Genomic DNA, 25,431 nt, shown 5'->3' on the forward strand with positions numbered 1-25,431 from the left:
TATTTTCCAAGGGATTAGTCGCAAAAGAAACCAATCATAAAAATGCATCTGAAGAGCGTCGTCGACTACCGATGCATCGATTTTTTCAACGTTTTCCATTTCTCCTCTTTGCTACAGTAAAAGCCTGTATCGAGACGATCTGCGCGAATGTCGAGACTGCCGATGGCAACGACATGGTGCGTCGTGCGCGTGAATGCCGACGATTTTCGGATATGAACGGAGGGCATGATGGCGGTGAAACAAACATTCGGTGGCCTTGAATCCATGTTTCTATCAGCATTATTGTTTCCGCTTGTCGAAACATTTGTATTGGCATTGTTGGTCAGCTTATGCATTTGCATGCTCAATATCCTCACCGAGCGTTGGCACGGCAAGTTTTCATTCGATCTCGATGTCAATGGCGTTCAGAAAGTTCACAAGACCCTCGTTTCACGTACTGGCGGCGTGGCCATGGTGGCCGGCGTGCTGGCAGTCCCGTCAAGCGCCAGCCTGTTTGGCTATCCGCCAGCGCAGCAAGTCGAGACGAACACGCTCATCCTGCTGCTGTTGCTGGCTGCGATGCCTGCGTTTTTGGCCGGCATCATCGAGGATCTGACCAAACAGGTGTCGGTCCGCATCCGCCTGTGCGCGATCCTCACGAGCGCCGTGCTCGCCGCCTTTCTGGTGGAAGCGCATTTGCCACGCCTCGATATCTGGGCGCTCGACGGCATCCTGCACTGGCTACCGGTCTCGCTTGGCATTACCGCGTTTGCAGTGGCCGGCGTGTCCAATGCCATCAATATCGTCGATGGCTTCCATGGCGTCGCCGGTGGCACGGTGGTTGTCATTCTTGCTGGCACAGGTTTTCTGGCATGGCAGGATGGAGATCTCCTGGTCACGCAGCTGGCTCTGGCCGGGATGGGCGCGACCATCGGCTTCCTGCTGCTCAATTACCCCACCGGCCGCCTGTTCATGGGCGATGGGGGCGCGTACTTCATCGGCTTCTGGGCGGCGGAAGTCGCGGTGCTGACGATTGTCCGCAATCCCGGCATCAACGCCTGGCAGATTCTCGCCATTTACGCCTACCCGGTGATCGAAGTGTTGTTCAGCATCTACCGACGAAAGTTTCTGCGCAGCGCGCTGGTCGGCGCGCCGGACCGCCTGCATCTGCATTCACTGTTTTACCGGCGCGTTGCCTGCAACAGGATCCGCATTTCCCGCTACACATGGGTGCGTAACGCTGGCGTGGCCTGCTTCGTCACCGCATGGCTCAGCGCCGCGACGATCGCCGCCGTGCTGGTCGGCGACACCGTGCCGTCCGCCGTGACGCTGGTCCTGGCTCAGATGGTGGTCTACGTGGCGGTCTACATGCGTCTGGTGCGTGGCCACTGGGGCCGTTGTCGCCACCCGGCCGTCATTCTTGGCTTGCGGCCTCAACCAAGGAGCAGGGCGATCTGACCGATCCGCCTGCCGTGCAACGAGCACATTCATCCGATTTGCCACTCTGACAGGAACAGGTCATGCACAACTACGACGCGATCCAGACGGCGCTGCGCGCGCATCCCCGGCGCTGGCTGATCACCGGCTGCGCGGGCTTTATCGGTTCCAATCTGCTTGAAACCCTGTTGAAGCTCGATCAGACCGTCGTTGGTCTGGATAATCTGTCGACCGGTTTCCAGCGCAACCTGGATGAAGTGCGCAGTCTCGTGACAGCCAGTCAGTGGCAGCGCTTCACGTTCATGCAGGGAGATATCCGCGATCCGCAACTGTGCAGGCATGCCGTCGCGGGGGTCGACAAGATCCTGCACCAGGCCGCGCTGGGCTCGGTGCCGCGCTCGATCGCGGACCCGGTCGCCACCAACGACACCAATATCAACGGTTTTCTTCAATTGCTGATCGCTGCACGCGATGCGCGGATCACGTCGTTCGTGTATGCGGCGTCCAGCTCGACCTATGGCGACCATCCCGGCCTGCCCAAGATCGAAGAGCGGATCGGCAGGCCGCTGTCGCCCTATGCGCTGACGAAGTACGTCAACGAGCTGTATGCCGATGTGTTTTTCCGTTGCTACGGGCTGCGCACCGTGGGCCTGCGCTACTTCAACGTGTTCGGCAAGCGGCAAGATCCCAATGGCGCTTATGCCGCCGTGATTCCCAGGTGGATCGCGGCAATGATGGCAGGTCGCCAGGTGCAGATCCATGGTGACGGCAGCACGAGCCGTGATTTCTGTTATGTCGACAATGCGGTGCAAGCAAACCTGCTGGCGGCGATGGCGCCGGTCGCTGCCGGCAGTGCAATCTACAACGTGGCCGTCAACGACGCGACGACGCTGAACCAGCTATTCGCGTGTCTCAAGACCATTCTGGGTACACACGGCGTGACGGCGATCATGGAGCCGCTTTACACCGCGTTTCGCGCTGGCGATGTGCGCCATTCGCAGGCGGACGTGAGCAAGGCGATGCGCGAACTCGGGTATGCGCCGGCGTACCGCATCGATGCAGGTTTGAGGGCAGCTGTGCCATGGTATCGCGCACACCTTGCCAGTGCAGCACCGCGCGCGGATGCTGTTGAGGGCGCCGTTGGAGTCGCGGCTGAAGGCCTTGTTGCCAGCGCTGGCGTCACTGCAGAGGTTACTTCCGACAGCAACTTCGATATCGCCTCGGATGTCACCTCGGGTGTCACCTCGGATGTCGCCACAAGCGCAGGTGCGAGCCATGCCCACGCCAGCTAAGCATTTCCAGTCGGTGGCGATGCTGCCGCCCGGCTGCGGGGAGTGGTGCAAGTGAGCCTGCTCAATGCGCTTGGTACACGGTGCCGCATCGCCGATCCGCAGCATCTCGCGATTTTTAGGGGGATGCTGACTGTTGCGCTGTTCACCTTGCTCGGCAAGCTGATGAGTGCGGTGAAGGAGATGGTCGTCGCCTACCGCTACGGCCTCTCTGCCGAGGTCGATGCTTACCAGTTTGTGTACAACCTGGTGTCCTGGCCGCTTGGTATCTGGGCCAGTGTGCTGACGGCCGTGCTGGTGCCCCTGGTGGCGCGCATGCGCGTGTCCGATCCGCAGGCAATTCCGCGCTTTCGCGCCGAGCTGGCCGGCTTCACGCTCATGCTCGGCACGGGTCTGGCGCTGCTGGGTGGGCTGGGCATCGGCGCCCTGTTGCGGTTCGACCTGAGCGGCTTGCCGACGCACTCGGCACAGCTTGCCGCGACGGCGCTTCCCGGCATGCTCGTGATGCTGCCGCTCGGTCTGCTGGTCGCGCTGCTCTCGGCGTGGCTGCTGGCGGCGCAGCGCCACATCAACACCCTGCTCGAATGCGTGCCGACACTGTTCATCGCGGCAGCGGTTCTGACGTTCACCGGCGGCGGTATCGGCCCGCTGGTGTGGGGCACGGTTGCCGGCTGCGCCGTTCACCTGCTCACGCTGCTGGCGCCCATGACGAAGCGCCACGAGCTCGTCGCGCCGGTCTTCACCAGAACGTCTGCCCAGTGGCAATGGTTCTGGCAAGGCTTCGGCATCATGCTTGCCGGCCAGGCATTGATGAGCTTTACCGTGATCATTGACCAGTTCAATGCGGTCGGCCTCGGCACAGGCGCGCTTGCCACGCTGGGCTACGCGAACCGGGTGTTGTCGTTGATTCTCGGCCTGGCGGCCATCGCTGTCTCGCGCGCCACGCTGCCCGTGTTCTCGCAGGCCAGCGCCGACGCGACCGGGGACGTCTACCGTGTCGCCGCGTCGTGGGCGCGCCTGATGTTTGTTGGCGGGGTCGTCGTGATGCTGCTGAGTTATCTGATCGCGCCGTGGGCGATACGGCTCCTGTTCGAGCGGGGCCAGTTCCATGCCACGGACACGGCCCAGGTTGCCGAAGTCTTGCGCTACGGCTTGCCGCAGTTGCCCTTCTATTTTTCGTCGATGGTGCTGGTGAGCTACGCGCTCAGCCAACGTCGTTACGGCGTAATTTTCTGGTCCGGCGTCATCGGCTGTGGCGGCAAGGTGATCGGCAACCTCTTGCTGGTGCCGCGTCTTGGCATCAACGGCATCGCGTTGGCGACAATGGTGGTGTACGGTCTGAACGCATCGTTTTTCTGGCTGGTGCTGCGGCGCTGGTCGTCACCGCGGCGCCCTGCGCCCTGTCCGTGAGAAATGGAGCGCATCCCGTGAAGATCCTGTTGCTGTTGCATAGCCTGTCTGCAGGCGGTGCCGAGCGTGCTGCCTGCACGTTGGCCAATGTCTGGGCAAATCGGGGCCGGGAGGTGACCATTGTCACACTGGCTCCGGTCAGTGCCGATTTTTATCCGCTTGACCGCAGGGTGGTGCGCGTGTCACTCCATCTGGCCGGGGACAGTCGTCATGCGCTCCATGGTCTGTGGCAGAACGTGCGGCGCGTGCTGGCGCTGCGGCGCCTGCTGCGCCGTCTTCAGCCGCACGTCGCGCTTGCTATGATGAGCACGCCAAATGTGCTGTTGGCGCTTGCCAGTTTGTGGCTGCCGGCATTACGCACGATCGGTTCGGAGCGGTGCTATCCGCCGCACGCACCGCTCGGTCGCCTGTGGCACGTCCTGCGCCGCAACCTGTACGGCCAACTGTCGGCGGTGGTCGCGTTGACGGGCGAGTGCGCGCACTGGATTGAAACACGCACGTCGGCGTCACGGGTCGTTGTCATTCCCAATGCCATTGCCTGGCCGCTGCCGGACAATCCGCCGCGGCGCAGTCTTGCCAGGCTGTGTCGGTCGCAGCGCAAGCTCCTGCTCGCCGTCGGCCGCCTCGAACCCGTGAAACACTTCGACGCCCTGATCGGCGCTTTTGTGCGCCTGGCGGACGCATTTCCCGACTGGGATCTGGTCATCCTCGGCGAAGGCCCCGAGCGTGCGCATCTGGCAGCGACGATCAATCGCATGGGGCTGACGCAGCGTGTGGCCATGCCCGGGGTGGCCGGCAATATCGCGCAGTGGTATGGTCAGGCGGATCTGTTTGCGCTGACCTCGCTTTCCGAGGGTTTCCCCAACGTTCTGGCCGAGGCCATGGCGCACGGCGTACCGGTGGTCAGCGTCGATTGCGATACGGGACCACGCGATATCGTCCGGGATGGCATCGACGGACTTCTGGTGCCGCCGAACGACACCGCCGCGTTGCGCGACGCGCTGGCACGCGTGATGGGCGACGCGGCCTTTCGCGGGCAGTTGGCGGCCCGTGCGGTGCAGGCAAGGGAGCGCTTTTCGACCGGGAAGATCGGGCAGATGTGGGAGACGCTGTTCCTGGATCTGTGCGGTGGCCAGACGCTGGCCGACGAAGGCCGTCATGCATGCTTGCATCCAGACCACCACCCAGACTGCCACACGGGCTACCACACGGGCAGCCACACCGGGCCCGATACAAGCTGCCATGCAGCCGGCCACCTGGCGTCAGCAGGAGGCACGGGCGATGCACCATGAACTCGTTGCCGGCAACTTGTCGAGGCTGCTCGAACGTCGTGCGGTCCGGCCGCCGCTGCGCACTGACAGCCGGTTTTTCATCCGCTACCACACGCTGCTGATGGCGGCGGCGCTTGGCGCAATGTACGCCAACTTGCCGATCTATTTATATGTTCTTGATGCAGGGCTGCTACCGAAATTTATTTATTTCGGCATTTTTGCATTCATCGCACCGCTGATGGTCATGCGCTGGCAGGCGCTCGGGCATTATCTCGTGTCGCCATTCGCATTGTGGGCACTATTATTATTTTCGTTGAATATGATCCATCTGGCAGGATTTTCTGCCAGCGCCGACCTGGGCGGTGCATCGTTTATCGATATGCATGCCGAAGCCAGGCGCTCCCTGATCGCAACGCGCGCGCAATATGTGTTGTTCGCACTATTCCTCGGATTTGTTGCCTATATCTCGCCCGCGAGAACGTATTTGCGAATCATGATCGTTCTGATGGCCATCGTGCCGTGCGCCGTCATCGTCGATTTCGCCAACCCCGGGTTGTTGTATCCGGTGGATCTGACCGGCGCGGTTCTCGGGCGGGCAGCGGCAATGTTCATCAATCCGAACCTGGCGGGAGAAGCCATACTGCACATCGTCGTACTCGGCTTTGCCGTGCTGGGGCGCCGCTATCGGATGCCCTTGTTCTTACTGGCAGGGGGTGCCATCCTGACCACCTTTTCCCGTGCCGCCATGATCGCGTGGTTAGTGTTGCTGGGCCTCTTTATTTACAACAAGACGTTACCGAAATCTGCCTGGATATCGTTAGGTATTGCATTGGGTACTCTTCTGGTCTTTATCGGCAGCTTTGAAAGTTATATATCGTCCAGAGACGAATTCGAAGATGCAGCGACCAATATTCTGTCAAGGCTCAACTTCTTCTCCAGCTTTAGCTTCGATGATGACAGTTCAGAAGAGCGCGCGGATGTGATTCAGGCAGGCTGGGATTTATTTCTTCAAAACCCTTTATTCGGTACAGGTGCTGGCGCGACGCATTTTTGGCGGCACCGGGGAAGCACGCATAATCAATTGCTTCTTCTGGCAGCCGAATATGGTGTCTTCGGCATTTTATTATGGGGATGGATGCTCATCATGCTGTGTAAAAGCCTGTTTTTCAGCGATCGGGGATTGCGGTATGCAATGGCATTTCTGTTTGCCTTCATGTCGCTGTTCACACATCAGATGCTCGATGCCGCCTCGTACTGGCTGGCCACCTTTGCGCTGGTGTGCGCCACGCCGGGCAGCGCGCCAGCCGGCACGTCCATGCTCTGGCGCGGTCCGCGTACGGCGCGCTTTCGTTGAAAGGGAACGTTGTGCAGCGTGTCACGACACGACCAGCCTGGCCAATTTCATATCACGCGTGCAACTGCACGCACGCACTGCATCGCCTGAGACGTGCTCTTCGTATTCAACCATGGCTTCTGCAAAATTCGTCATTTCGCTCGACTTCGAGCTGTTCTGGGGCGTCGCCGATACGCAGACGGTTGCTGCCTACGGGCGCAATGTGCTGGGCGAATGGGAGGCCGTGCCCCGGTTGCTGGCCTTGTTTGCGCGTTATGGCGTGCGCGTCACGTGGGCAACGGTTGGGATGATCATGTGCCGCAATTACGCTGACTGGCGCGCCACCCGTCCGGCCCTCTTGCCGGGCTATGCGCGCGGCGCTTTGTCGCCATATGGCATGGACCAGGTCGTGCGCAGCTATCCGCAGCTGTTCTTTGCGCGGCCACTGGTCGAGCAAATTCTGGCGGCGCAGGGGCAGGAACTGGGCACGCATACGTATGGGCACTTCTATTGCAATGAAGCGGGCGCATCACCGGCGCAGTTCGCAGCAGATCTGGCATGCGCGCAATCGGTGGCGGCCAGCATGGGTGCCAGCCTGCGTAGTGCGGTACTGCCACGCAACCAGATCGTCGCCGCTTTTCTGCCTGTCCTGGCGCAGTCGGCGATTCAGGTGTATCGCGGCAATGCGCAACACCCGTTGTACCGCCATGGCGACGCGGTGGTCGGCGGTGTTGCCGGTCGCGCGGTGCGCTTTGCCGATGCCTGCCTGCCCCTGAGCGGCAAGCGGACAGTAAGCCCACAGGCGCATGGCACTCTCGTGAATGTGCCAGGAAGTCAGTTTCTCTACCCATGGTCGCGCCGACACCGCGCTTTGTTGCCCCTGCGCCTGCGTCGCCTGAAGCAGGGGATGGCGCTGGCAGCGCGCGAGGGCAGTATTTTTCACCTGTGGTGGCATCCGCATAATTTCGGCGTAAACCTGGATGAGAATCTGGCGCAGCTCGAGGTGCTGTTGCAGCACTACCGGCACCTGGCTGACACCCATGGCATGCAAAGCCATTGCATGGCCGATTTTGCCCCGGCCACTTCCACGGGATCGGACGCATGGGGGCAGCCATGACACGCCACATCCTGCATGTGATCACCGGCCTGGCGGTGGGGGGCGCCGAGATGGCGTTGTACCGTCTCATCCAGGCGTTTCGCGACAGCGGTTACCGGCATACGGTCATCGTCCTCACGCCCGGCGGCGGCATGTATCCGCGGTTTGCCGCGTCCGGCATCACCTTGATCGTGCTCGACGTGCGGCGCGCGCCCGTCACCGATCTCATACGACTGGTGCGCCTGATGCGCGCGATGCGTCCTGACATCGTCCAGACCTGGCTCTATCACGCCGATTTTCTCGGTGGTCTGGCGGCCCGGCTCGCCGGCAACCGCAACGTCATCTGGGGCATTCGCACGACCGACGTCGACGGCGGGTCGGCGCGCAGCACCGCGCTCGTGCGCCACCTGTGCGCAGCGTTGTCGCGCTGGGTGCCGCACACCATCGTGTGCGTGGCAGAAGCGGCGCGCCGCTCCCATTCCCTGCTTGGCTACGATGCCGGCCGTATGGTGGTCGTGAGCAATGGCTTTGATCTGTCGGCGCTGACCCCGGGCGATGACGGCCGCGCTGCGCTGCGCGCGCGCTGCGGCTTCGCGGCCGACCATGTCGTGCTGGGCACGCTCGGGCGCTTCAACCTCGACAAGGATTACGCCAACTTCGTCACGGCCGCCGGCCAGCTTGCCAGCAGTCACCCACGGCTGCGCTTTCTGATGATCGGCAAGAACGTGGATGCAGCCAACACCGAACTGATGCGCTGGATCGACGCTACCGGCTACGCCAGCCACTTTGTCTTGCTGGGCGAGCGTGCCGATGTCGCCATCTGCTTGTCTGCCATGGACATCTTTTGCCTGTCCTCGCGCACCGAAGCCTTTCCCAACGTGGTCGGCGAAGCGATGGCAACGGGCTTGCCGTGTGTGGCAACCGATGTCGGCGATGTCGCGGTCCTGATGGCGGGCACGGGTGTGCTGGTGCCGCGGGCCGATCCCGACGCGCTTGCGCGGGGCGTGGCGGGTCTGGTGGCGCTGGGCCCTGCGCATCGCAGGCAGATGGGGCAGCAGGCCAGGGCGCGGATCGGCGCCGAGTACACGATGGCCTGCGTGCGGGAGCGCTTCGAGCGCATTTACGAAGGCATCATGGCAAAAGGGGAACGCTAATGTGCGGATTCACTGGTTTTCTGGCAGCGGCTGCTGCACCGGCGACCGACCAGATCGGCTGGCTCAGGCGCATGACCGACGCGATTGACCATCGCGGCCCTGACGATGCCGGCTATTGGTGCGACGGCGGGCATGGCATCGCGCTGGGGCACCGGCGCCTCGCAATCATCGACCTGTCACCGGCCGGTCAACAGCCGATGCGCTCGTGTTCGAGCCGCTTCGTGCTGGTATTCAACGGCGAAATCTATAACCACCTGGCCATCCGCCGCGAGCTCGAGGCAGATGCAGGGGTGTGCGGGTGGCGCGGCCGTTCCGACACCGAAACGCTGCTTGCCGGATTCGATGCCTGGGGCATCGCTGCCACGGTCGAACGCGCCATTGGCATGTTCGCCTTCGCCGTCTGGGACCGGCAGACGGGCGTGCTGACGCTGGGGCGCGACCGCATCGGCGAAAAGCCTCTGTACTACGGCTGGCAGGGCCGGGGGACCGATGCGGTGTTCCTGTTCGGCTCCGAACTCAAAGCACTGCGCGCACACCCGGCATGGGCTGCCGACATCGACCGCGCGGCGCTGTGCCTGCAGATGCGGCACAGTTATGTACCGGCGCCGTATTCGATCTATCGCGGCATCGCCAAGCTGCTGCCGGGCTGCCTGCTGACCGTCTCGGCGGTGTGCCCGGAACCGGTGCTGCACAGGTACTGGTCGGCCGCGCAGCAGTACACGGCGGGTCTGGCCACGCCGTTTGCCGGTACGCCAGCGCAGGCCGTCGATGCGCTCGACACCTTGCTCAGCGATGCCGTCGGCGCCCAGATGATGGCCGACGTCCCGCTGGGCGCGTTCCTGTCCGGCGGGGTCGACTCGTCGACGATCGTGGCACTGATGCAGGCCAGATCGACGCGTGCGGTACAGACCTTTTCCATCGGATTCCACGAGCAGGGCTTCGACGAGGCGCCGTATGCGAAAGCCGTGGCCCGTCATCTCGGCACCGATCACACCGAGCTGTACGTGACGGCTGCACAGGCCCAGTCCGTCATTCCACGGCTGCCGTCGATGTACGACGAACCGTTTTCCGACTCATCCCAGATTCCCACGTTCCTCGTGTCCCAGCTGGCGCGCCGGCACGTCACGGTGTCGCTGTCGGGCGACGCTGGCGACGAACTGTTTTGCGGCTACACCCGCTATGGCTTCGCCGCGCATCTGTGGAAGTCGATCAGTGCCGCGCCGTTGCCCGTGCGCCGGCTCGCCGCCCGCGGCGTCACGCGGCTGCCGGTCGCCTCCTGGAACCGGCTGGCGCGCATGCTGGGACCGTGTCTGCCGCGCGCCATGCGTTTTGCCAACCCCGGCGACAAGCTGCACAAGGGCGCACAGGTCATTGCCAGTGCGTCGCTTGACGCTGTGTACCTGGGCCTCGTGTCGCACTGGGACGATCCGGCCGCGCTCGTGATCGGTGGACATGAACCGGCGACATTGCTGCGTGGCGCCGCGCCGGCACTGGCCGGACTCGGCAGTGTCGAACGCATGATGGCGCTCGACACACTGACTTATCTGCCCGACGACATCCTGGTCAAGGTCGACCGGGCGGCCATGAGTGTGTCGCTGGAAACGCGGGTGCCATTCCTGGACCATCGCGTGATCGAATTTGCCGCGCGGCTGCCGCTGGCGCTGAAATTGCGCGATGGCGTGGGCAAATGGGCGCTGCGGCAGGTGTTGTACCGCTACGTGCCGCAAGCATTGATCGAGCGGCCCAAGATGGGTTTTGGCGTGCCGATCGGCGACTGGCTGCGCGGCCCGCTGCGTGATTGGGCCGAGACCCTGCTGGCCGAGCCGCGGCTGCGCAGTGAAGGCTTCTTCGATCCTGCGCTCCTGCGCACCCGTTGGGGCGAACACCTGGAGGGCCGCCGTAACTGGCAATACCACCTGTGGGACGTCCTGATGTTCCAGTCGTGGCTTGAACAGCAGGGCGCGTCGCACCGTGAAGCAGACGACGCCGGGCTGCGTTGTCCGCCGGCGCCAGCCGTGGCATCGCCCTGCACGCTGGCGAGCTGGCCCGCGTGAACTGCGCCGACTTTCCTGAGGATGCACATCATGAACAAGAAAATCGTTATTTCGGTCAATACCGCCTGGAACATCCACAATTTTCGCGCCGGTCTGGTCAAGGCGCTGATCGCGCAAGGCTACGACGTCATGGTGATGGCGCCCGCCGACACCTATGCACCCCGGCTGGCATCGCTCGGGTGTCGTTTCAAGACGATTTCGATGGACAACAACGGCACCAGTCCCAGCCGCGACTTGTCGCTGCTGGTCAAGTATTGGCGCGTGTTGCAATCGGTGCGCCCGCTGGCCTACCTGGGTTACACGATCAAGCCGAACATCTATGGATCGATCGCTGCGCATGGGCTCGGTATTCCCGTCATCAACAATATCGCCGGGCTCGGAGCGACCTTCATCAACAACTCACTGCTGACCTGCCTCGTCAAGCGGCTGTATCGCAGCTCGCTCAGACGATCGCATCGGGTGTTCTTCCAGAATGCCGACGATTGCAAGCTGTTCGTCGACGCGGGCCTGACGCGGCCCGGTGTGGCGGAAGTGTTGCCCGGCTCCGGGATCGACCTGCAGCGCTTCCAGCCCTATCCGGCGCAGCAACCCGCAGCCGCAGCGTTTCGGTTCTTGCTGGTGGCCAGGATGCTGCGGGATAAAGGCGTCGAGGAATACGCCGCCGCCGCGCGCATCGTGCGTCAGCAATTGCCCGAGGTGCAGTTCCAGCTGCTGGGCCCGGTGGATGCGCACAATCCGAACTCGATCCCGTTCGAACGGATCGCGGGCTGGGACAGCAGCGGGCTGATCGAGTATCTGAAAGAGGCCGACGATGTCCGGCCCCATCTGGCGCGTGCCGATTGCGTCGTGTTGCCGTCGTACCGCGAGGGCGTGCCGCATACGCTGCTCGAGGCGGCGGCCATGGGGCGCCCGATCATCGCCACCAATGTGGCCGGCTGCAAGGATATCGTCGAGCATCAGGCCAACGGCTTGCTGTGCAAGGTAAAGGATGCGGGCGACCTGGCCGCCAGGATGGTCGAGATGGTGGGCCTCGCGCCTGCGCAGCGCCTGGCCATGGGCCAGGCTGGCAGAAACAAGGTCGTCGCGCAGTTCGATGAAAACGTCGTGATTGCGCGCTACCTGCACGCGCTGCGGCAGATTGAAGCCAGTGCGCACGCCCCTGCCGTGCAGGGCATCGAAACCACGGCGCAAGTCTGATATGACGCTGCGTTTACTGACCGGCGCCGCCGCACTGGAACACATCCGCGCACACGCGTTCGTGACGGCGTGGATGGCGCTGCATGCCGTCTGCCCGTGGGCGACTTCGTGCCAGCATGCGGATTTTGTCGTGCCATGGTACGACTTGTACCAGCCACTGTTCGTGCCCGTGGTCGTCATCGGGCAAACCGATGATGGCGCATTGGTCGGCCTGTTGACACTGGCTCTGGACGAGAAGGGCCAGCGTCTTGCCGGTGCCGGCGAACGACATGCCGAATACCAGGGCTGGCTGCAGCTCCCGGCGGCTGGCGCAGCATTCATCACGGCTGCGCTGCGCGCCATCCGCGCGCATCTGCCGCGCGCCGAACTCGCGCTGGGTTACCTGCCGGCCGGCACACCGCTGTCCTGGCTCGATGCCTGGCGAAATGAAGCGGGCGCTGCTGGCCGGTGGTGCACGCTGCGCACCGTGCGCCGGCCACTGATGCGGATCGACCCGGTCGCGATGCGCCGGCAGCGCAACAAGAAGAATCACCGGCAGAACGTCAATCGCCTGGGCCGGCTGGGCGCGGTGCAGTTCGAGCAGGTCACCGAGCATGACCAGTTCTTGCGAGTGATCGACACCATCTGCGACCAGTACGATTTCCGGCAGGCGGCCCTGTACCGCGCAAGGCCGTTCTCACTCGATGCGGCAAAAAAACCGTTTTATATCGCACTGCATCGGCGTGGGCTGCTGCACGTGACGATCCTGACCGTGGGCGGGGAGGTTGCCGCATCCCACATCGGCCTGTTGAGCGCGGGCCGCGCCGTGCACCTGGGGATCAACACCTATCACCCGGCCACGGCCGCTCACTCGCCAGGAAATTTATTGTTGGCCATGCTGGGCGAGCATCTCGCGGCGCAGCAGCTGCCGTTGCTCGACCTGACGCCGGGCGGCGACGGATACAAAGAGCATTTCGCCACGGACCACGATCATGTTTCGGCACTGACGGTCCACCGCGACCTGCGCAGCTTCTTGCTGACGGCGGCGCGTCAGCGCCTGGTTGATGCTGCCAAGTCACTGGCGACCAGGGTCGGCTGGCGTCACCATGACCTGCTCGCGATCGTGCAATGCGTTCGCACGTGGCGCCCCGCGAGTCTCGCTGCTGCGTGGAGGCAGCGCCGCGTCCGTCCCGAGGCCGTCTCGCGCGTCCTTCGGCCCGGCGCTTTCCGCGCGGGCGCAGGCGCGTGGCTGCCGTCCCGCGACAGCGTGCCCGACGTGCTGCAGTTTGACGCCGGAGGGGCGCGATGGGCGTACAGCGCGTTCATGAACACGGTCATGAAGCGGATGGAGCGCGCCGAGCATGTCTACAGTCTGGTCCGGGACAACCGGCTGGGCCTGCTGTGCTGGGCCAGAGACGACACGGCGGGCACCACCATCGTCCTGTCCGGCTTGTACGTGCATCGGCAATGCCGGCAGTCCGATCTGGTCGAAGGATTTATCGCAGGAGTAGTGCAGGACATCCTGCGCCGCAATCCGCATGCGTCGATTCACTACCAGGGCAGCCTCAGCGCTGAACTCGACGAAAGCCTCGCGCGCTGTGGTTTCAGCGGGCTCAACCCCCAACAGGAGCAACCGGCATGCATGCAAGCGCATTGAGTTCCCCTGCCGACAGCATCACCTGCCACGTCGGGCAGATTCCGGCCGGTGTCGAAGAGGCACTGGTGACGACCTACGCCTCGCTGCATTCGTCGCTGGCATTTTTCAAGGTATTCAGGTCGATCGAAGGTGCCAGCTGCTATCTGGCCCGGTGTGCCGGCGCGCCCAGCACGGTCTTGCTGTTCACCTTTAGCGGTCACCGGATCGACGTGATCAACGAAATGATCGAGATCGGGCAGGCCGAGATGACGCGCTTCGTGGCGTATGTCTTCGCACATTTTCCGCAGATCGACGTCATCAGCTTCAAGGCGCTCAAGACGCCGGCCCGAGAGCTCCCGTTCCCGGTGCAACAATACCGGGCCAAGGGCAGCTATGTCATCACGCTGCCCGCCACGCCCGAGGCCTACACAGCGCGCATCGGCAAGTCCACGCGCGCCAGCATCCACCAGGGCCGCAATGGCATCCGGCGTCACTTCCCGTCGTTCCAGTCGCGCTTTTTCGTCAACGACGATATCGACGAAGACCATATCCGGGCGATCGTGGCGTTGAGTGAACGAAAGATCAATGCCGGCGACGCCGTGTTTTTCTATGACGTGGCGCGGCTTGTCCGGCTGGCAAGGCTGTGCGGGTTCGTGCACGTGATCCTGATCGATGGCCGCGTCTGCGCCGGCTCCGTCAATTACCAGGTGGGCACCAGCTTTTTCGGCGACGCCATGGGGTACGACCCGCAGTATGAAAAGTTCGGGCTTGGCAAATTGTGTGTCTACCTGACGATCTGCGAAAGCATCGTGCGCGGCGGAACCAGGTTCTATCTGGGCGGGGGCGTGTTCGCCTTCAAGGAGCGCTTGCTGGGTGTCCCATTCGACATGGACGAAGTGCATGTCTACCGTTCATCCGCGAAGCTGATGCGCCATATCGGTCATGCGATCGGCGTCACGCTCGCTGCCGCCCTGCGATCGGCCAAGCATCTGGTGCACCAGCACAAGCACACGCGGTGGGCCCGGCTCGTGGTCAAGTCGTTCTGCCTGTTACAGCGCCACAAGTGACACTCTGCCCGCATGGTCACCAGATGAAGAGCCTGTCAACAAAGCGGCGTCACCTGCTGCTGCGTGGCGCTACCCTGGGCGCGGCGGCGGCGTTGTTGCCCGCTCCGCTTGGCGATGCGACAGGGGGCCAGCCACGGCGCAGCAAGGTGGGCGGCATCAAAGCCGCCATGGTGCCGCCGGCCACCGTCAACCTGGCCGATTACGGCGGTGTACCTGGTGCGCGGGCGGCAGCACTGGTGCTGGCGTTTCGCCATGCGCTCGCTGACCTGGCGGGGCAGGGCGGCGGCACCTTGGTCGTCCCGCGCGGCGTCTACGATTTTGGCAAGTGTGCCGACGCCGCCACGCTCGTCCTGTGCCGTGATGCGCGTGACATTGCCATCTCGGCATACGGCGCCCTGTTTGTGGTCACGACGTCAGCCAATGTCGTGCCCAATCTGTTCTACTTTTTTAATTTTCAGAACATCACGATTGCTGGCGCCAGTTTTACCGATGCAGGCTTCGATCCCCGGCCCGACTGGCGCGGCATGGTGTGCGTCGGCCTGCAGGCGGACCGGCCGAGCCGCGGCTTCACGATGGTCGATTGTTACGCCGAACGGGTCGTGAGTCTGCTCTCGTCGCAGAACAACGCTGTCACCCGGCGCTTTCTGTCGAATATCCGGGTGCATGGCGAAGTGCGCCACGCATATTACGGCGTGGGCGCCAGTTTTATCAGGGATAACGTCGATGTTGACCTCGTGTGCCACAACGTGCGGCGCGGCATCATCGCCTCTGCGCTGCGCAATGCCGACATCCGCATGACGGTGTCCAGTACCGCGTACTGGCCCGGCAGCAATGGACTGATTGCGCTGGTCTGCGGTGGCGCGAGCGTGGGTAATGTCGAGAACGTGCGGGTCGCGCTCGCAGCCTCGGGCGCGGGCATCCACGACAGCTACGTGCACTTCTATCACCAGGGCGATGAGCCGGGCGGCGCGATGCGCAATGTCGATGCCACGGTCCATCTCGACAATGCCGGCGCTGGCACGATCCTGTTCCTGTTCGACCACGAAGCCCGCTTCGTCAAGGCGACCACCGCCCGGGTGTGGGACGCGATCGCGCTGCATGGCACGATCACCGGCGACTTCGACGGCCGCGTCGTGGCCAATCCATCGGCCAGCAGCGCGCCCGGCACGGTCTGCCTTGATCGTCATCTGGCGCAGCAGGCGCGTTCCGGCCACATGCTGTTGCTGGTGCAATGAAACCCGGAGGCGATGGTCGACGATGCGCTTGCTGATCTATATTCACTCCCTCGAAAATGGTGGCGCCGAGCGCGTGGTCGCCAACCTGGCCAACTACTGGGCGTCGCTCGGCTGGGCCGTCACGGTGGTGACCGTCGCCCCCCGGGCGTGTGATTTCTATGTGCTGGATCCCGGCGTGGGGCGCCGCTGCCTTGACCTCACCGGCCACAGCAAAGGCGTGCTGGCCGGTGTCGTGCGCACGGCCAGGCGCGCGCGCGCGCTGCGCCGGGTGCTGCGCGACCTGCAGCCCACTGTGGCCTTGTCTGCCATGCACACGGCCAATGTCGTGCTGGCGCTGGCGGCACATGGACTACCGGGCGTGCGCACGGTTGGCTCCGAGCACAATTTTCCGCCCAAGGCGCCGATGGGCGTGATCTGGGAAACATTGCGGCGTCATGCCTATGGCCACTTGCACGCCGTCGTCGCGCTGACCCACGAATGCGCGCACTGGCTGGAACGTTATTCCCACGCACGGCGCGTTCCCGTGATTCCGAATCCCGTCGTGTGGCCGTTGTCGCAGCATGCGCCGCAGGTCAGTCCCGCGCTCTCGTGCGCGCCCGGCCGGCAGATCCTGCTCGGTGTTGGCCGGCTCAGCGAAGAGAAGAACTTCACGACCCTGATTGCCATCTTTGCCCAACTGGCACCCGCGCACCCGGACTGGGATCTCGTCATCCTGGGCGAGGGGCCGCAGCGCGCTGCGCTGGCTGCGCAGGTGCGCTCTGGCGCACTGGCGCAGCGCGTGTTCTTGCCGGGCAGTGTCGGCAATATCGGCGACTGGTATGCGCAGGCCAGTCTCTACGCGATGAGTTCGCATTTCGAGGGTTTCCCGAACACGCTGGTCGAAGCCATGGCGTATGGCGTGCCGGCGGTGAGCTTTGACTGTGACACCGGCCCCCGCGACATCATCCGTCACGGAATCGATGGTCTGCTGGTGGCGCCAGGCGATGTCGATGGCATGGTGTCGTCGCTCGATATGTTGATGCGTAACGCGCACACACGGGCAGCGTTCGCGCAGCGCGCCGTCGATGCGCGCGAGCGGTTCTCGATGGCCAAGATATCGCGCAGATGGGAAGCAGTGTTCACCGGGTCGACGTGTGTGCAGGGCGTCGATGCTGAGCTTGACATGACCGCGCGGTGATCCACGCAGCTTCCTGATGCGCCAGAAGCAGTAACACCTCTCTGTCATTCCCCGATCCGTCGATCCTCTCCCAGCCGTCACCTTGCGGCGGCTACGTCACGTCCAAAAATTCCCAAAATAAATGCGCTTGATGCAATGTTGCATCGTCTCAGTTTTCCCGAAGAAAAATATTTTGGGAACTTATTTGCTTAAGGCATCTCCAACGCCAGTGTTTGAATTTTTAAGAGGCACTTTTCTGACACACGCCAAACGTTGGAGCTGAACTTTTGCAAGCCAATGCACGTGATTGGCTTGCCATAAAGTGAACTCCAAGACTTTTTTCAAGGAATTTTTTTTTAATTCTTGGAACCAATCGCTTTGAGGAAACTCAAACGGGTTCTTGATTCCAGGAAATTAGGAGATGCCATGATCGATAGCACGTTGTTGTAGTCACGGAAGACCCGGCAGGGGATTTCTGTGTGCGCTCTCTCGCGTCATGTAGTGGGAAGACAACCCGTCTTCTCGTCGCCGGTTGACCACCATAGCGCCTGACCGGCGCTGCCCCGTCACCAGTTGATCGCCCGTCGATCCAGCTGGTCTTTTCAGCAGGTCCTGCGGATATCCCTGCACTCCCATTCGGGCGGCAGCGGGATTGTCACGCCTTCGTCTGCGGATGGTTCCTGCCACTTGCGCTGCAAGCGGCGGCTGGATCGTCACGCGCCAGTAGTTGGATTTTTATATAAAGCGATTCTCACATGTCACAGGTTAACATCACTTCCATTCCTTCGATCCGTCGTCCCATTGGACTCGCACTGCTGTGCGCCGGACTCATTTCCAGCCCGGTGCTGATGTCGGCTGCTACCGCTGCGCCGATGGCGTCAGCCCTGATCACGGCAGGCCCGACGACGGCAAGCAGCGACGGCGCCAATGTCAGTATTCGCATCCGTTATGCCGGCACGCCGACCTGGGTGCGCGTCTTCATCGATAACGATGCCGTCACCACGACCGGTTATGCCTATAACGGCGTCGGCGCCGGCTACATGATCGAGAACGGCCGCCTGTATCGCTACAGCGGCAGCAATGGCGCATGGACCTGGACCTTCGTCAAAACCGTCCCGTACGCGCTGGCCAATAACGAGGCGACGATGACAGTGACCCGTGCCGATCTGGGCGGCGCCACCGACATCAGCGTCATTACCCAGACCGATCCGCCAGCACAGCTCTCACCGATCCTGAAACTGTCGATCATCAAGTCGACCCCGGCCCCAACGCCAACGCCAACGCCAACGCCAACCCCGACGCCGACCCCGACGCCGACACCAACGCCGACACCAACGCCGACGCCAACGCCAACGCCGACCCCGACACCAACGCCGACGCCAGCCCCGGGCACCACGGTGCCAGTGAACTACACCGCCAGCACCGCGGTCATCACCAACCCGGAGCGCGGCTTTTACCGCCACGTCGGTTGCGAAACACCGCTGAGCCAGTCGCAACTGACGAGCTTCCGCACCTCGGGTGGCGAATCGCTGATGCTGTGCGTGTTCTATCTGCGCAGCTTCGTCAACGCGCCGATCAGCCAGTCCACGCTCAATCTGTTCCAGCAACAGATGGACACGGTGCGCAAGGCTGGCCTGAAAGCCATCGTCCGCTTCGCCTACAACGACAACAACTCGCCGGTCGATGCGACCCCGGCGATGGTCAACACCCACCTGACACAGCTGGCGCCGTACCTGACAGCCAACAAGGACATCATCGCTGTCGTGCAGGCCGGCCTGATCGGTGCGTGGGGGGAGTGGGGCAACACCAACAACTATGGCGACAGCTACAACATGACCGCCAAGAACATTGCTGACCGCAAATCGGTGGTCGACAAGCTGCTCGACGTGGTGCCGGCCGAACGCATGGTGCAGTTGCGCATGCCCCTGTTCAAAACTAAGCTGTATACCCCGACCGCCCTGACCGCGAGCGAGGCCTACAACGGTTCGGCCAAGGCACGCCTGGGTCACCACAACGATTGCTTCCTGTCCAACGCATCGGACTACGGCACCTACATCAATCCATCGGTGGAGTTCCCGTACCTGGCGGCCGAAACGAACTATGTCCCATCGGGCGGCGAGACCTGCAACTATGCGCCGCCGCGCAGCGATTGCCCGACTGCAGTTGCCGAAATGGGCCGCTTCCACTGGTCGTACCTGAACCTGGACTACAACACGACGGTGCTGAACAACTGGAAAACGCAAGGTTGCTTCACCCAGGTCAAGCAGAAGCTGGGCTACCGTTTCGTACTCAAGAGCGGCGCGTTCTCGCGCACGGCGAAACCGGGTGGCGGCTTCGTCGTCAACCTGCAGTTGCAGAACGAGGGCTGGTCGGCGCCATTCAACAGCCGCGACGTAGAGCTCGTGTTCCGCAATACGGCGAGCGGCACAAACTACCGCGTGAAGCTGGCAACCGACCCGCGCCATTGGTTGTCGAACCAGACCGTGACGATCAACCAGACCGTGGCGCTGCCGGCCAATATGCCAGCCGGTTCCTACGCGGTGCTGCTGAACCTGCCGGATCCACAGGCGTCGCTGCGCGACCGGCCGGAGTACGCGATCCAGCTGGCCAACAGCAACACCTGGGAAGCATCGACCGGGTTCAACAACCTGCAACACACGGTTGGCGTTGCACCATAAGCAGCATCGCGGCCTGATACTGAAAGGCAGGCAATAAAAAAAGCCAGGCCGGGTTGCCGGTCTGGCTTTTCTGGCGGGGCTGACGGTGTTGAATTTGTCGGCGGCGGCCGGCGCCTGAACGTCGGCGGCACGGCACTGGTGTAGACTGGCAACTTGTGGTTGATCGACCGCATCGGACCACCTTTCAGACCAGGACAGCACACGATGAACAGTTTTGCCTCATGGCAGGCACGGGCGGCGGAATACAGCGCCACCAGCAAGCGTGAAACCGTGTTATTTCTGGCGTATGAAGCGGCGTCGGCATCTGAGGCCAGTGCCGCGGGCTTTGAATTGATGGGAACGACCTGGGACGCCAATGGCGTCGAGGTCAAGGCGTATAAATCGAAGCCGCCTGGCGTGCCGGAATTCGGGTGTGTCGTTTGCGGTAAAAATTCGCAGTACTACCATGGCGTGTATTGCTGCGGAAGGAAACGGGTTCTGATGCTGTGAACGCTGCCATTGCAGCATGACGACAACCACAACGTGACGCGGCCCGGTATCGCGCAAGACGAGCACCGATCCAGGCGTAGGCAAATGAAAAGCCAGACTGGCTGACGCCTCGTCTGGCTTTTTGTTCACTGGTCGGGGTGAGAGGATTCGAACCTCCGGCCTCTACGTCCCGAACGTAGCGCTCTACCGGGCTAAGCTACACCCCGACGGTTCGGGGTGTACGTACAAGCACCCCGGGATGGTCGTACTATAAAATCGCTCAGTGGTTCCTGTCAACGGCGAAGCTGCTCAGTTGCAGCAGGCTGTTCTTGAACACGCTGTCGGGCAAGCCGGCAATCGCTTCGGACGCCCGGCGCGCTGCCTGTTCGGCCTGTGCGCGCGTGTAATCGAGCGCGCCGCTCGACGTCACGGCCGCCAGCACGGCGTCGAATTGGGCTTCGTCGCCTTGCTCGATGCAGCTGCGCACCAGTTCACGTTGTTCCTGGGTGCCGTGTTCCATCAGCCAGATCAGGGGCAGGGTCGGCTTGCCTTCGCGCAGGTCGTCTCCCAGGTTTTTGCCGATTTCGGCGGCGTCGCCAGCGTAGTCGAGCACGTCGTCGATCAGCTGGAATGCGGTGCCCAGCGAGCGGCCGTATTCGCCGGCCGCAGCGATCTGCGCGTCATTCGCGCCGGCGATCAGTGCGCCCAGTTCGGCGGCGGCTTCGAACAGCTTGGCAGTCTTGGAGCGGATCACGAGCAGGTAGCTCGCTTCGGTCACGTCCGGGTCGTGCATGTTCAGCAGTTGCAGTACTTCGCCTTCGGCGATCACATTGGTGGCGTCGGACAGGATCTGCATGATGCGCATGCTGTCCAGGCCAACCATCATCTGGAACGCGCGCGAGTAAAGGAAGTCGCCCACCAGCACCGAGGCGGCGTTGCCGAACAGGGCGTTGGCGGTCTGGCGGCCACGGCGCATCGACGATTCGTCGACGACGTCGTCATGCAGCAGCGTGGCGGTGTGGATGAATTCGACGACGGCGGCCAGCTCGTGGTGCGCGGTGCCCCGGTAGCCGTAGGCATTGGCCAGCAGCAGCACCAATACCGGACGGATGCGCTTGCCGCCGGCACTGATGATGTACTCGGCGATCTGGTTGACCAGCGTGACTTCGGAATGCAGCCGCTGGCGGATCACCGTGTTGACGGCCTCCATATCGGGCGCGATCGACTGGACGATGGTGTTCTGTTGGGCGTGTTGGGTAGCGGCTGACAAGGCTGACCTGCGTGAGCGTTGGGTTAACTATAAGAGTGGGGCGATTATACGTCATGGGAGGGGGAACCGTCGGGCTGACGGGGACGCATTCGCCGCAAGGCGGGTCAGGCTTGCGCTGGCATCGATGCACGCCGTGAACAGGGTGTTGAATGCCTTTGACGCAGTGCACGCACTTATGTATAATCCTCTGTTCCCCGGCTTAAGAATAGTTCAGCGTTACAAGCGCAGGACGACGCGCCGAGGGGTTCTTTTAACATTTGATGAGGTTTCAAATCATGTACGCGGTCATAAAAACCGGTGGCAAGCAATACAAAGTTGTCGCTGGTGAAAAACTTAAAGTAGAACAGATACCGGCAGACATTGGTTCCGAACTCACGATCGATCAGGTCCTCGCCCTCGGCGAAGGCGAAAGCATCAAGTTTGGTGCTCCGCTGGTCGAAGGTGCAACGGTGCTGGTGAAAGTGGTTTCGCAGGGTCGCCACGACAAAGTGCGTATCTTCAAGATGCGTCGTCGTAAGCACTACCAGAAGCGTATGGGCCATCGCCAAAACTTCACCGAAATCCAGATCGTTTCGATCAACGGCTAATCCCCGTTCCGGTTCCCAGCAACGTCATCCAGGAGTAAATAAATGGCACACAAAAAAGGCGGCGGTACTACCCGCAACGGCCGTGACTCAGAAAGCAAGCGCCTTGGCGTGAAAGTCTACGGCGGCCAGGCAGTCAATGCCGGCGGCATCATCATTCGTCAGCGCGGCACGCCAGTGCGCGCCGGCACCGGCGTCGGTACGGGCAAGGATCACACCCTGTTCGCGCTGGTCACTGGCACCGTCAAGTTCGTCAAGCAAGGCGTGGGCTCGAAGCAATTCGTGACCGTCGTTGCTAACGAAGCAGCGGAAGCAGTCGCAGCGTAATTGCGCATTTCGCGCCGCTTTCGAGCGGCGCTTCTTTGCAAGGCGCAAGCCTTCCATCGAAAGGCTCTGCCCAAGGTAGGGCCTTTTTAGTTTTTAAGCGGTCACAATCATGAAGTTTATCGACGAAGCAAAAATTGAAGTCATCGGAGGCGACGGCGGCAACGGATGCGCCTCGTTCCGGCGCGAAAAGTTCCGCCCATTTGGCGGTCCCGACGGCGGCGATGGCGGCACGGGCAGTTCGATCTTTGTGGTTGCCGACCGCAACGTCAACACGCTGGTCGACTTTCGCTATTCGAAAGTCCACACCGGCAAGCACGGCGAACCGGGCCGCGGCTCGGATTGCTACGGCAAGGGTGCCGAAGATATCTATATGCGCATGCCGGTTGGCACGCTCATCATCGACGATGTCAACGGCGAAATCATTGCCGACCTGACCGAACATGGCCAGACCGAACTGCTCGCAAAAGGCGGCGAGGGCGGCTGGGGCAATATCCACTTTAAAAGTTCGACCAACCGCGCTCCGCGTCAAAAGACCGAAGGCAAGGAAGGCGAGCGTCGCACGTTGCGCCTGGAACTGAAAGTTCTGGCGGACGTGGGCCTGCTGGGCATGCCGAACGCCGGTAAATCGACCTTCATTACCGCTGTCTCGAACGCGCGCCCGAAGATCGCCGATTACCCGTTCACCACCTTGCACCCGAACCTGGGCGTGGTGCGCGTGTCGCACGAAAAAAGCTTTGTCGTGGCCGATATTCCGGGTCTGATCGAAGGCGCCGCCGAAGGTGCGGGCCTGGGTCACCAGTTCCTGCGTCACCTGGCGCGCACCGGCCTGCTGCTGCACATCGTCGACCTGTCGTCGTTCGAAGCGAACATCGATCCGGTCAAGGAAGCCAAGGCGCTGATCAAGGAACTCGAAAAGTACGACGAAGAGCTGCTGAACAAGCCGCGCTGGCTCGTGCTCAACAAGCTTGACGTGCTGGACGAAGCCGAGCGCAAGAAGCGCGTCAAGGACATGATCAAGCGCCTGGCCTGGAAGGGCCCGGTGTTCGAGATTTCGGCATTGAACCGCGAAGGTTGCCAGGAACTGATCAACGCGATCTACCTGCACCTGGAAGAAAAGCGTCACGCCGAGCACCGCGCCGAAGAAACCGCGATGACCGAAGAAGCGCGCGGTATTTCGTCGATCGATCCGGACGATCCACGTTTCAAGATCCTCGAAGACTGACCCTTGGCCGGCAGCGCTCATCAGACCCTGAGCTGGTCGCGCGCCTGGCTGCGTGGCCAGCTGCTGCAACTGGTCGCGACCGTCAGTTCGCTGGCTGCGCTGGCGGCCTTGCTCGATCCCGACCGTATTGCGTCGGCGATGGGCTTGTTTCTCGTTGGCGTGAACGGCTACAGCCAGTTCTACGCCATCTATGTGGGCGTCCGCCTCGCTACCGCGGGGTTGGCGCTGTTGGCGGCCAGGCACGGCAATCAGCCGATCCTGGGCGACCTGACTGCCTTGTTCCTCCTGGCCCAGCCGGCCGGCCGCCTCGTCGCGGCCTTTGCGATCGGCTTGCCCACGGGGGTCTTATTTGCTGTCTGCGCAGTTGAACTGCTGGCAGGAATTGCCCTGCTCGCATTGCGACCGCGGGGAAAATTCCTGTCGCCATGAACTCCGCTCTCCAACAAGCTTCCCGCATCATCGTCAAGGTCGGCTCCTCCCTCGTCACGGACGAGGGCAGGGGGCTGGACCATACCGCCATTGCCCGCTGGGCATCCCAGATTGCCGCGCTGCGCGCCCTTGGCAAGGACGTCGTCCTGGTCAGCTCGGGCGCGATTGCCGAAGGCATGCTGCGCCTGGGCTTCACCAAGCGCCCGCACGACATCCATGAACTGCAGGCGTGCGCCGCCTGTGGCCAGATGGGCCTGGCACAAATCTACGAGACGAGCTTTCGCGCGCACGGCGTACAGACGGCCCAGGTGCTGCTCACGCATGCCGACCTGGCCGACCGCGAACGCTATCTGAATGCGCGCTCGACGCTCACCACCTTGCTGCGTCTGAAGGTGGTGCCGATCATCAACGAGAACGATACCGTCGTCACCGACGAGATCAAGTTCGGCGACAACGACACCCTGGGTGCGCTGGTGGCCAACCTGATCGAGGCCGATGCGCTCGTCATCCTGACCGACCAGCCCGGCCTGTACTCGAGCGACCCGCGCAAGCATCCCGATGCGCGCCTGATCGAACAGGCCCAGGCCGGCGACGTGGCACTGGAAAGCATGGCGGGCGGCGCCGGCAGCAGCATTGGCAGCGGCGGTATGCTGACCAAGGTGCTGGCCGCCAAGCGCGCCGCGCGTTCCGGCGCGCATACCGTGATCGCCTGGGGACGCGAGCCGGATGTCCTCACGCGCCTTGCCAATGGCGAAGCGATCGGCACGCAATTGCTGGCCCCGACCGGCCGCCTGACGGCGCGCCGCCAGTGGATGGTCGACCATCTGCACACGACCGGTGAAGTCGTCATCGACGCTGGCGCGGCAGCCAAGCTCACGCGCGAAGGCAAGTCACTGCTGCCGATCGGCGTCATCGCCGTCAAGGGCGAGTTCGGTCGTGGCCAGGTCGTCACGTGCGTCGATGAAGCGGGCAAGCCGCTGGCGCGTGGACTGACCAATTACGCCAGCAGCGAAGTGCGGCGCATCATGCGTCATTCGTCGACCGAGATCGAGCGTATCCTGGGCTTCGTCGAAGGGCCTGAGCTCATCCATCGCGACAATATGGTCTTGTTGTAGGCAGCGAGCACTCGCTCACCCGCTGTTGCGCCAATCTGACGTAAC

20 protein-coding genes, 1 tRNA gene and 1 pseudogene are annotated in these 25,431 nt (G+C 62.6%); 20 read left to right on the plus strand and 2 right to left on the minus strand.

The annotated features are described in order from the left end of the window. Positions 1 to 225: 225 nt before the first annotated feature. The 15 genes and pseudogenes from AC56LH_RS01945 to AC56LH_RS02015 all read left to right on the plus strand — a co-directional run bounded on the left by AC56LH_RS01945 (position 226) and on the right by AC56LH_RS02015 (position 20,460). Positions 226 to 1,437, plus strand: coding sequence for an MraY family glycosyltransferase (locus tag AC56LH_RS01945; protein WP_499643574.1), 1,212 nt, complete (start codon positions 226 to 228; stop codon positions 1,435 to 1,437). 62 nt (positions 1,438 to 1,499) lie between these two features. Next, positions 1,500 to 2,516 (plus strand): annotated as a pseudogene (locus AC56LH_RS01950) (SDR family oxidoreductase); the annotation flags it as partial. Positions 2,517 to 2,831: 315 nt separating this feature from the next. Beyond that, positions 2,832 to 4,115: a murein biosynthesis integral membrane protein MurJ gene (murJ, locus tag AC56LH_RS01955; RefSeq protein WP_499643576.1), complete on the plus strand. Its 1,284-nt coding sequence runs from the start codon at positions 2,832 to 2,834 to the stop codon at positions 4,113 to 4,115. Between the two features lie 17 nt (positions 4,116 to 4,132). After that, a complete protein-coding gene (locus AC56LH_RS01960) occupies positions 4,133 to 5,407 on the plus strand; it encodes a glycosyltransferase family 4 protein (RefSeq protein ID WP_499643578.1) in 1,275 nt (424 codons plus the stop codon). Next, a complete protein-coding gene (locus tag AC56LH_RS01965; protein WP_499643580.1) occupies positions 5,358 to 6,740 on the plus strand; it encodes an O-antigen ligase family protein in 1,383 nt (460 codons plus the stop codon). The genes AC56LH_RS01960 and AC56LH_RS01965 overlap by 50 nt, the downstream gene beginning before the upstream one ends. 112 nt (positions 6,741 to 6,852) lie before the next feature. After that, on the plus strand, positions 6,853 to 7,836 hold the full coding sequence (locus AC56LH_RS01970; protein WP_499643582.1) for a polysaccharide deacetylase family protein: 984 nt from the start codon (positions 6,853 to 6,855) through the stop codon (positions 7,834 to 7,836). Then, positions 7,833 to 8,969 carry a glycosyltransferase family 4 protein gene (locus AC56LH_RS01975; protein WP_499643584.1) on the plus strand — a complete coding sequence of 379 codons (1,137 nt, stop codon included), beginning with the start codon at positions 7,833 to 7,835 and terminating at the stop codon, positions 8,967 to 8,969. The genes AC56LH_RS01970 and AC56LH_RS01975 overlap by 4 nt, the downstream gene beginning before the upstream one ends. Next, entirely contained in the window at positions 8,969 to 11,023 is a 2,055-nt protein-coding gene (gene asnB, locus AC56LH_RS01980) for an asparagine synthase (glutamine-hydrolyzing) (RefSeq protein WP_499643586.1), read from the plus strand. The genes AC56LH_RS01975 and asnB overlap by 1 nt, the downstream gene beginning before the upstream one ends. 30 nt (positions 11,024 to 11,053) lie before the next feature. Further along, the gene (locus AC56LH_RS01985) at positions 11,054 to 12,220 is read left to right on the plus strand and encodes a glycosyltransferase family 4 protein (protein ID WP_499643588.1); all 1,167 of its coding nucleotides are present in this window, start codon (positions 11,054 to 11,056) and stop codon (positions 12,218 to 12,220) included. Next, complete coding sequence (locus AC56LH_RS01990; protein WP_499643590.1) at positions 12,171 to 13,856, plus strand: GNAT family N-acetyltransferase; 1,686 nt, start codon at positions 12,171 to 12,173, stop codon at positions 13,854 to 13,856. Before AC56LH_RS01985 ends, AC56LH_RS01990 begins: the two co-directional genes overlap by 50 nt. Then, positions 13,838 to 14,902 (plus strand): GNAT family N-acetyltransferase, encoded by a 1,065-nt coding sequence (locus AC56LH_RS01995; RefSeq protein ID WP_499643592.1) that lies wholly within the window; start codon positions 13,838 to 13,840, stop codon positions 14,900 to 14,902. Before AC56LH_RS01990 ends, AC56LH_RS01995 begins: the two co-directional genes overlap by 19 nt. 23 nt (positions 14,903 to 14,925) lie before the next feature. After that, entirely contained in the window at positions 14,926 to 16,137 is a 1,212-nt protein-coding gene (locus AC56LH_RS02000; protein ID WP_499643594.1) for a hypothetical protein, read from the plus strand. A gap of 22 nt (positions 16,138 to 16,159) precedes the next feature. Continuing rightward, positions 16,160 to 17,314 (plus strand): glycosyltransferase family 4 protein, encoded by a 1,155-nt coding sequence (locus AC56LH_RS02005; protein WP_499643596.1) that lies wholly within the window; start codon positions 16,160 to 16,162, stop codon positions 17,312 to 17,314. 734 nt (positions 17,315 to 18,048) lie between these two features. After that, positions 18,049 to 19,971: a DUF4832 domain-containing protein gene (locus tag AC56LH_RS02010; RefSeq protein ID WP_499643598.1), complete on the plus strand. Its 1,923-nt coding sequence runs from the start codon at positions 18,049 to 18,051 to the stop codon at positions 19,969 to 19,971. A 159-nt stretch (positions 19,972 to 20,130) separates the two neighbouring features. Next, complete coding sequence (locus AC56LH_RS02015) at positions 20,131 to 20,460, plus strand: hypothetical protein (RefSeq protein ID WP_499643600.1); 330 nt, start codon at positions 20,131 to 20,133, stop codon at positions 20,458 to 20,460. Positions 20,461 to 20,589: 129 nt separating this feature from the next. Here the strand turns inward: AC56LH_RS02015 and AC56LH_RS02020 are convergent. After that, positions 20,590 to 20,666 (minus strand) — tRNA-Pro (locus tag AC56LH_RS02020). A 53-nt stretch (positions 20,667 to 20,719) separates the two neighbouring features. Continuing rightward, positions 20,720 to 21,649 carry an octaprenyl diphosphate synthase gene (ispB, locus tag AC56LH_RS02025; RefSeq protein ID WP_499581915.1) on the minus strand — a complete coding sequence of 310 codons (930 nt, stop codon included), beginning with the start codon at positions 21,647 to 21,649 and terminating at the stop codon, positions 20,720 to 20,722. A gap of 335 nt (positions 21,650 to 21,984) precedes the next feature. Here ispB and rplU point away from each other — a divergent pair, with 335 nt between their 5' ends. The 5 genes from rplU to proB all read left to right on the plus strand — a co-directional run bounded on the left by rplU (position 21,985) and on the right by proB (position 25,386). Further along, on the plus strand, positions 21,985 to 22,296 hold the full coding sequence (gene rplU / locus AC56LH_RS02030) for a 50S ribosomal protein L21 (RefSeq protein WP_183549341.1): 312 nt from the start codon (positions 21,985 to 21,987) through the stop codon (positions 22,294 to 22,296). 42 nt (positions 22,297 to 22,338) lie between these two features. Continuing rightward, the gene (rpmA, locus tag AC56LH_RS02035; protein WP_183549343.1) at positions 22,339 to 22,620 is read left to right on the plus strand and encodes a 50S ribosomal protein L27; all 282 of its coding nucleotides are present in this window, start codon (positions 22,339 to 22,341) and stop codon (positions 22,618 to 22,620) included. A gap of 109 nt (positions 22,621 to 22,729) precedes the next feature. After that, complete coding sequence (cgtA, locus tag AC56LH_RS02040; protein ID WP_183549345.1) at positions 22,730 to 23,842, plus strand: Obg family GTPase CgtA; 1,113 nt, start codon at positions 22,730 to 22,732, stop codon at positions 23,840 to 23,842. Positions 23,843 to 23,845: 3 nt separating this feature from the next. Then, a complete protein-coding gene (locus AC56LH_RS02045; protein ID WP_499643602.1) occupies positions 23,846 to 24,271 on the plus strand; it encodes a hypothetical protein in 426 nt (141 codons plus the stop codon). Continuing rightward, positions 24,268 to 25,386, plus strand: a complete 1,119-nt coding sequence (gene proB / locus AC56LH_RS02050) for a glutamate 5-kinase (protein ID WP_499643604.1) — start codon at positions 24,268 to 24,270, stop codon at positions 25,384 to 25,386. The genes AC56LH_RS02045 and proB overlap by 4 nt, the downstream gene beginning before the upstream one ends. Positions 25,387 to 25,431 lie beyond the last annotated feature (45 nt).

Source organism: Telluria sp. LT1R51-2, assembly GCF_059685775.1.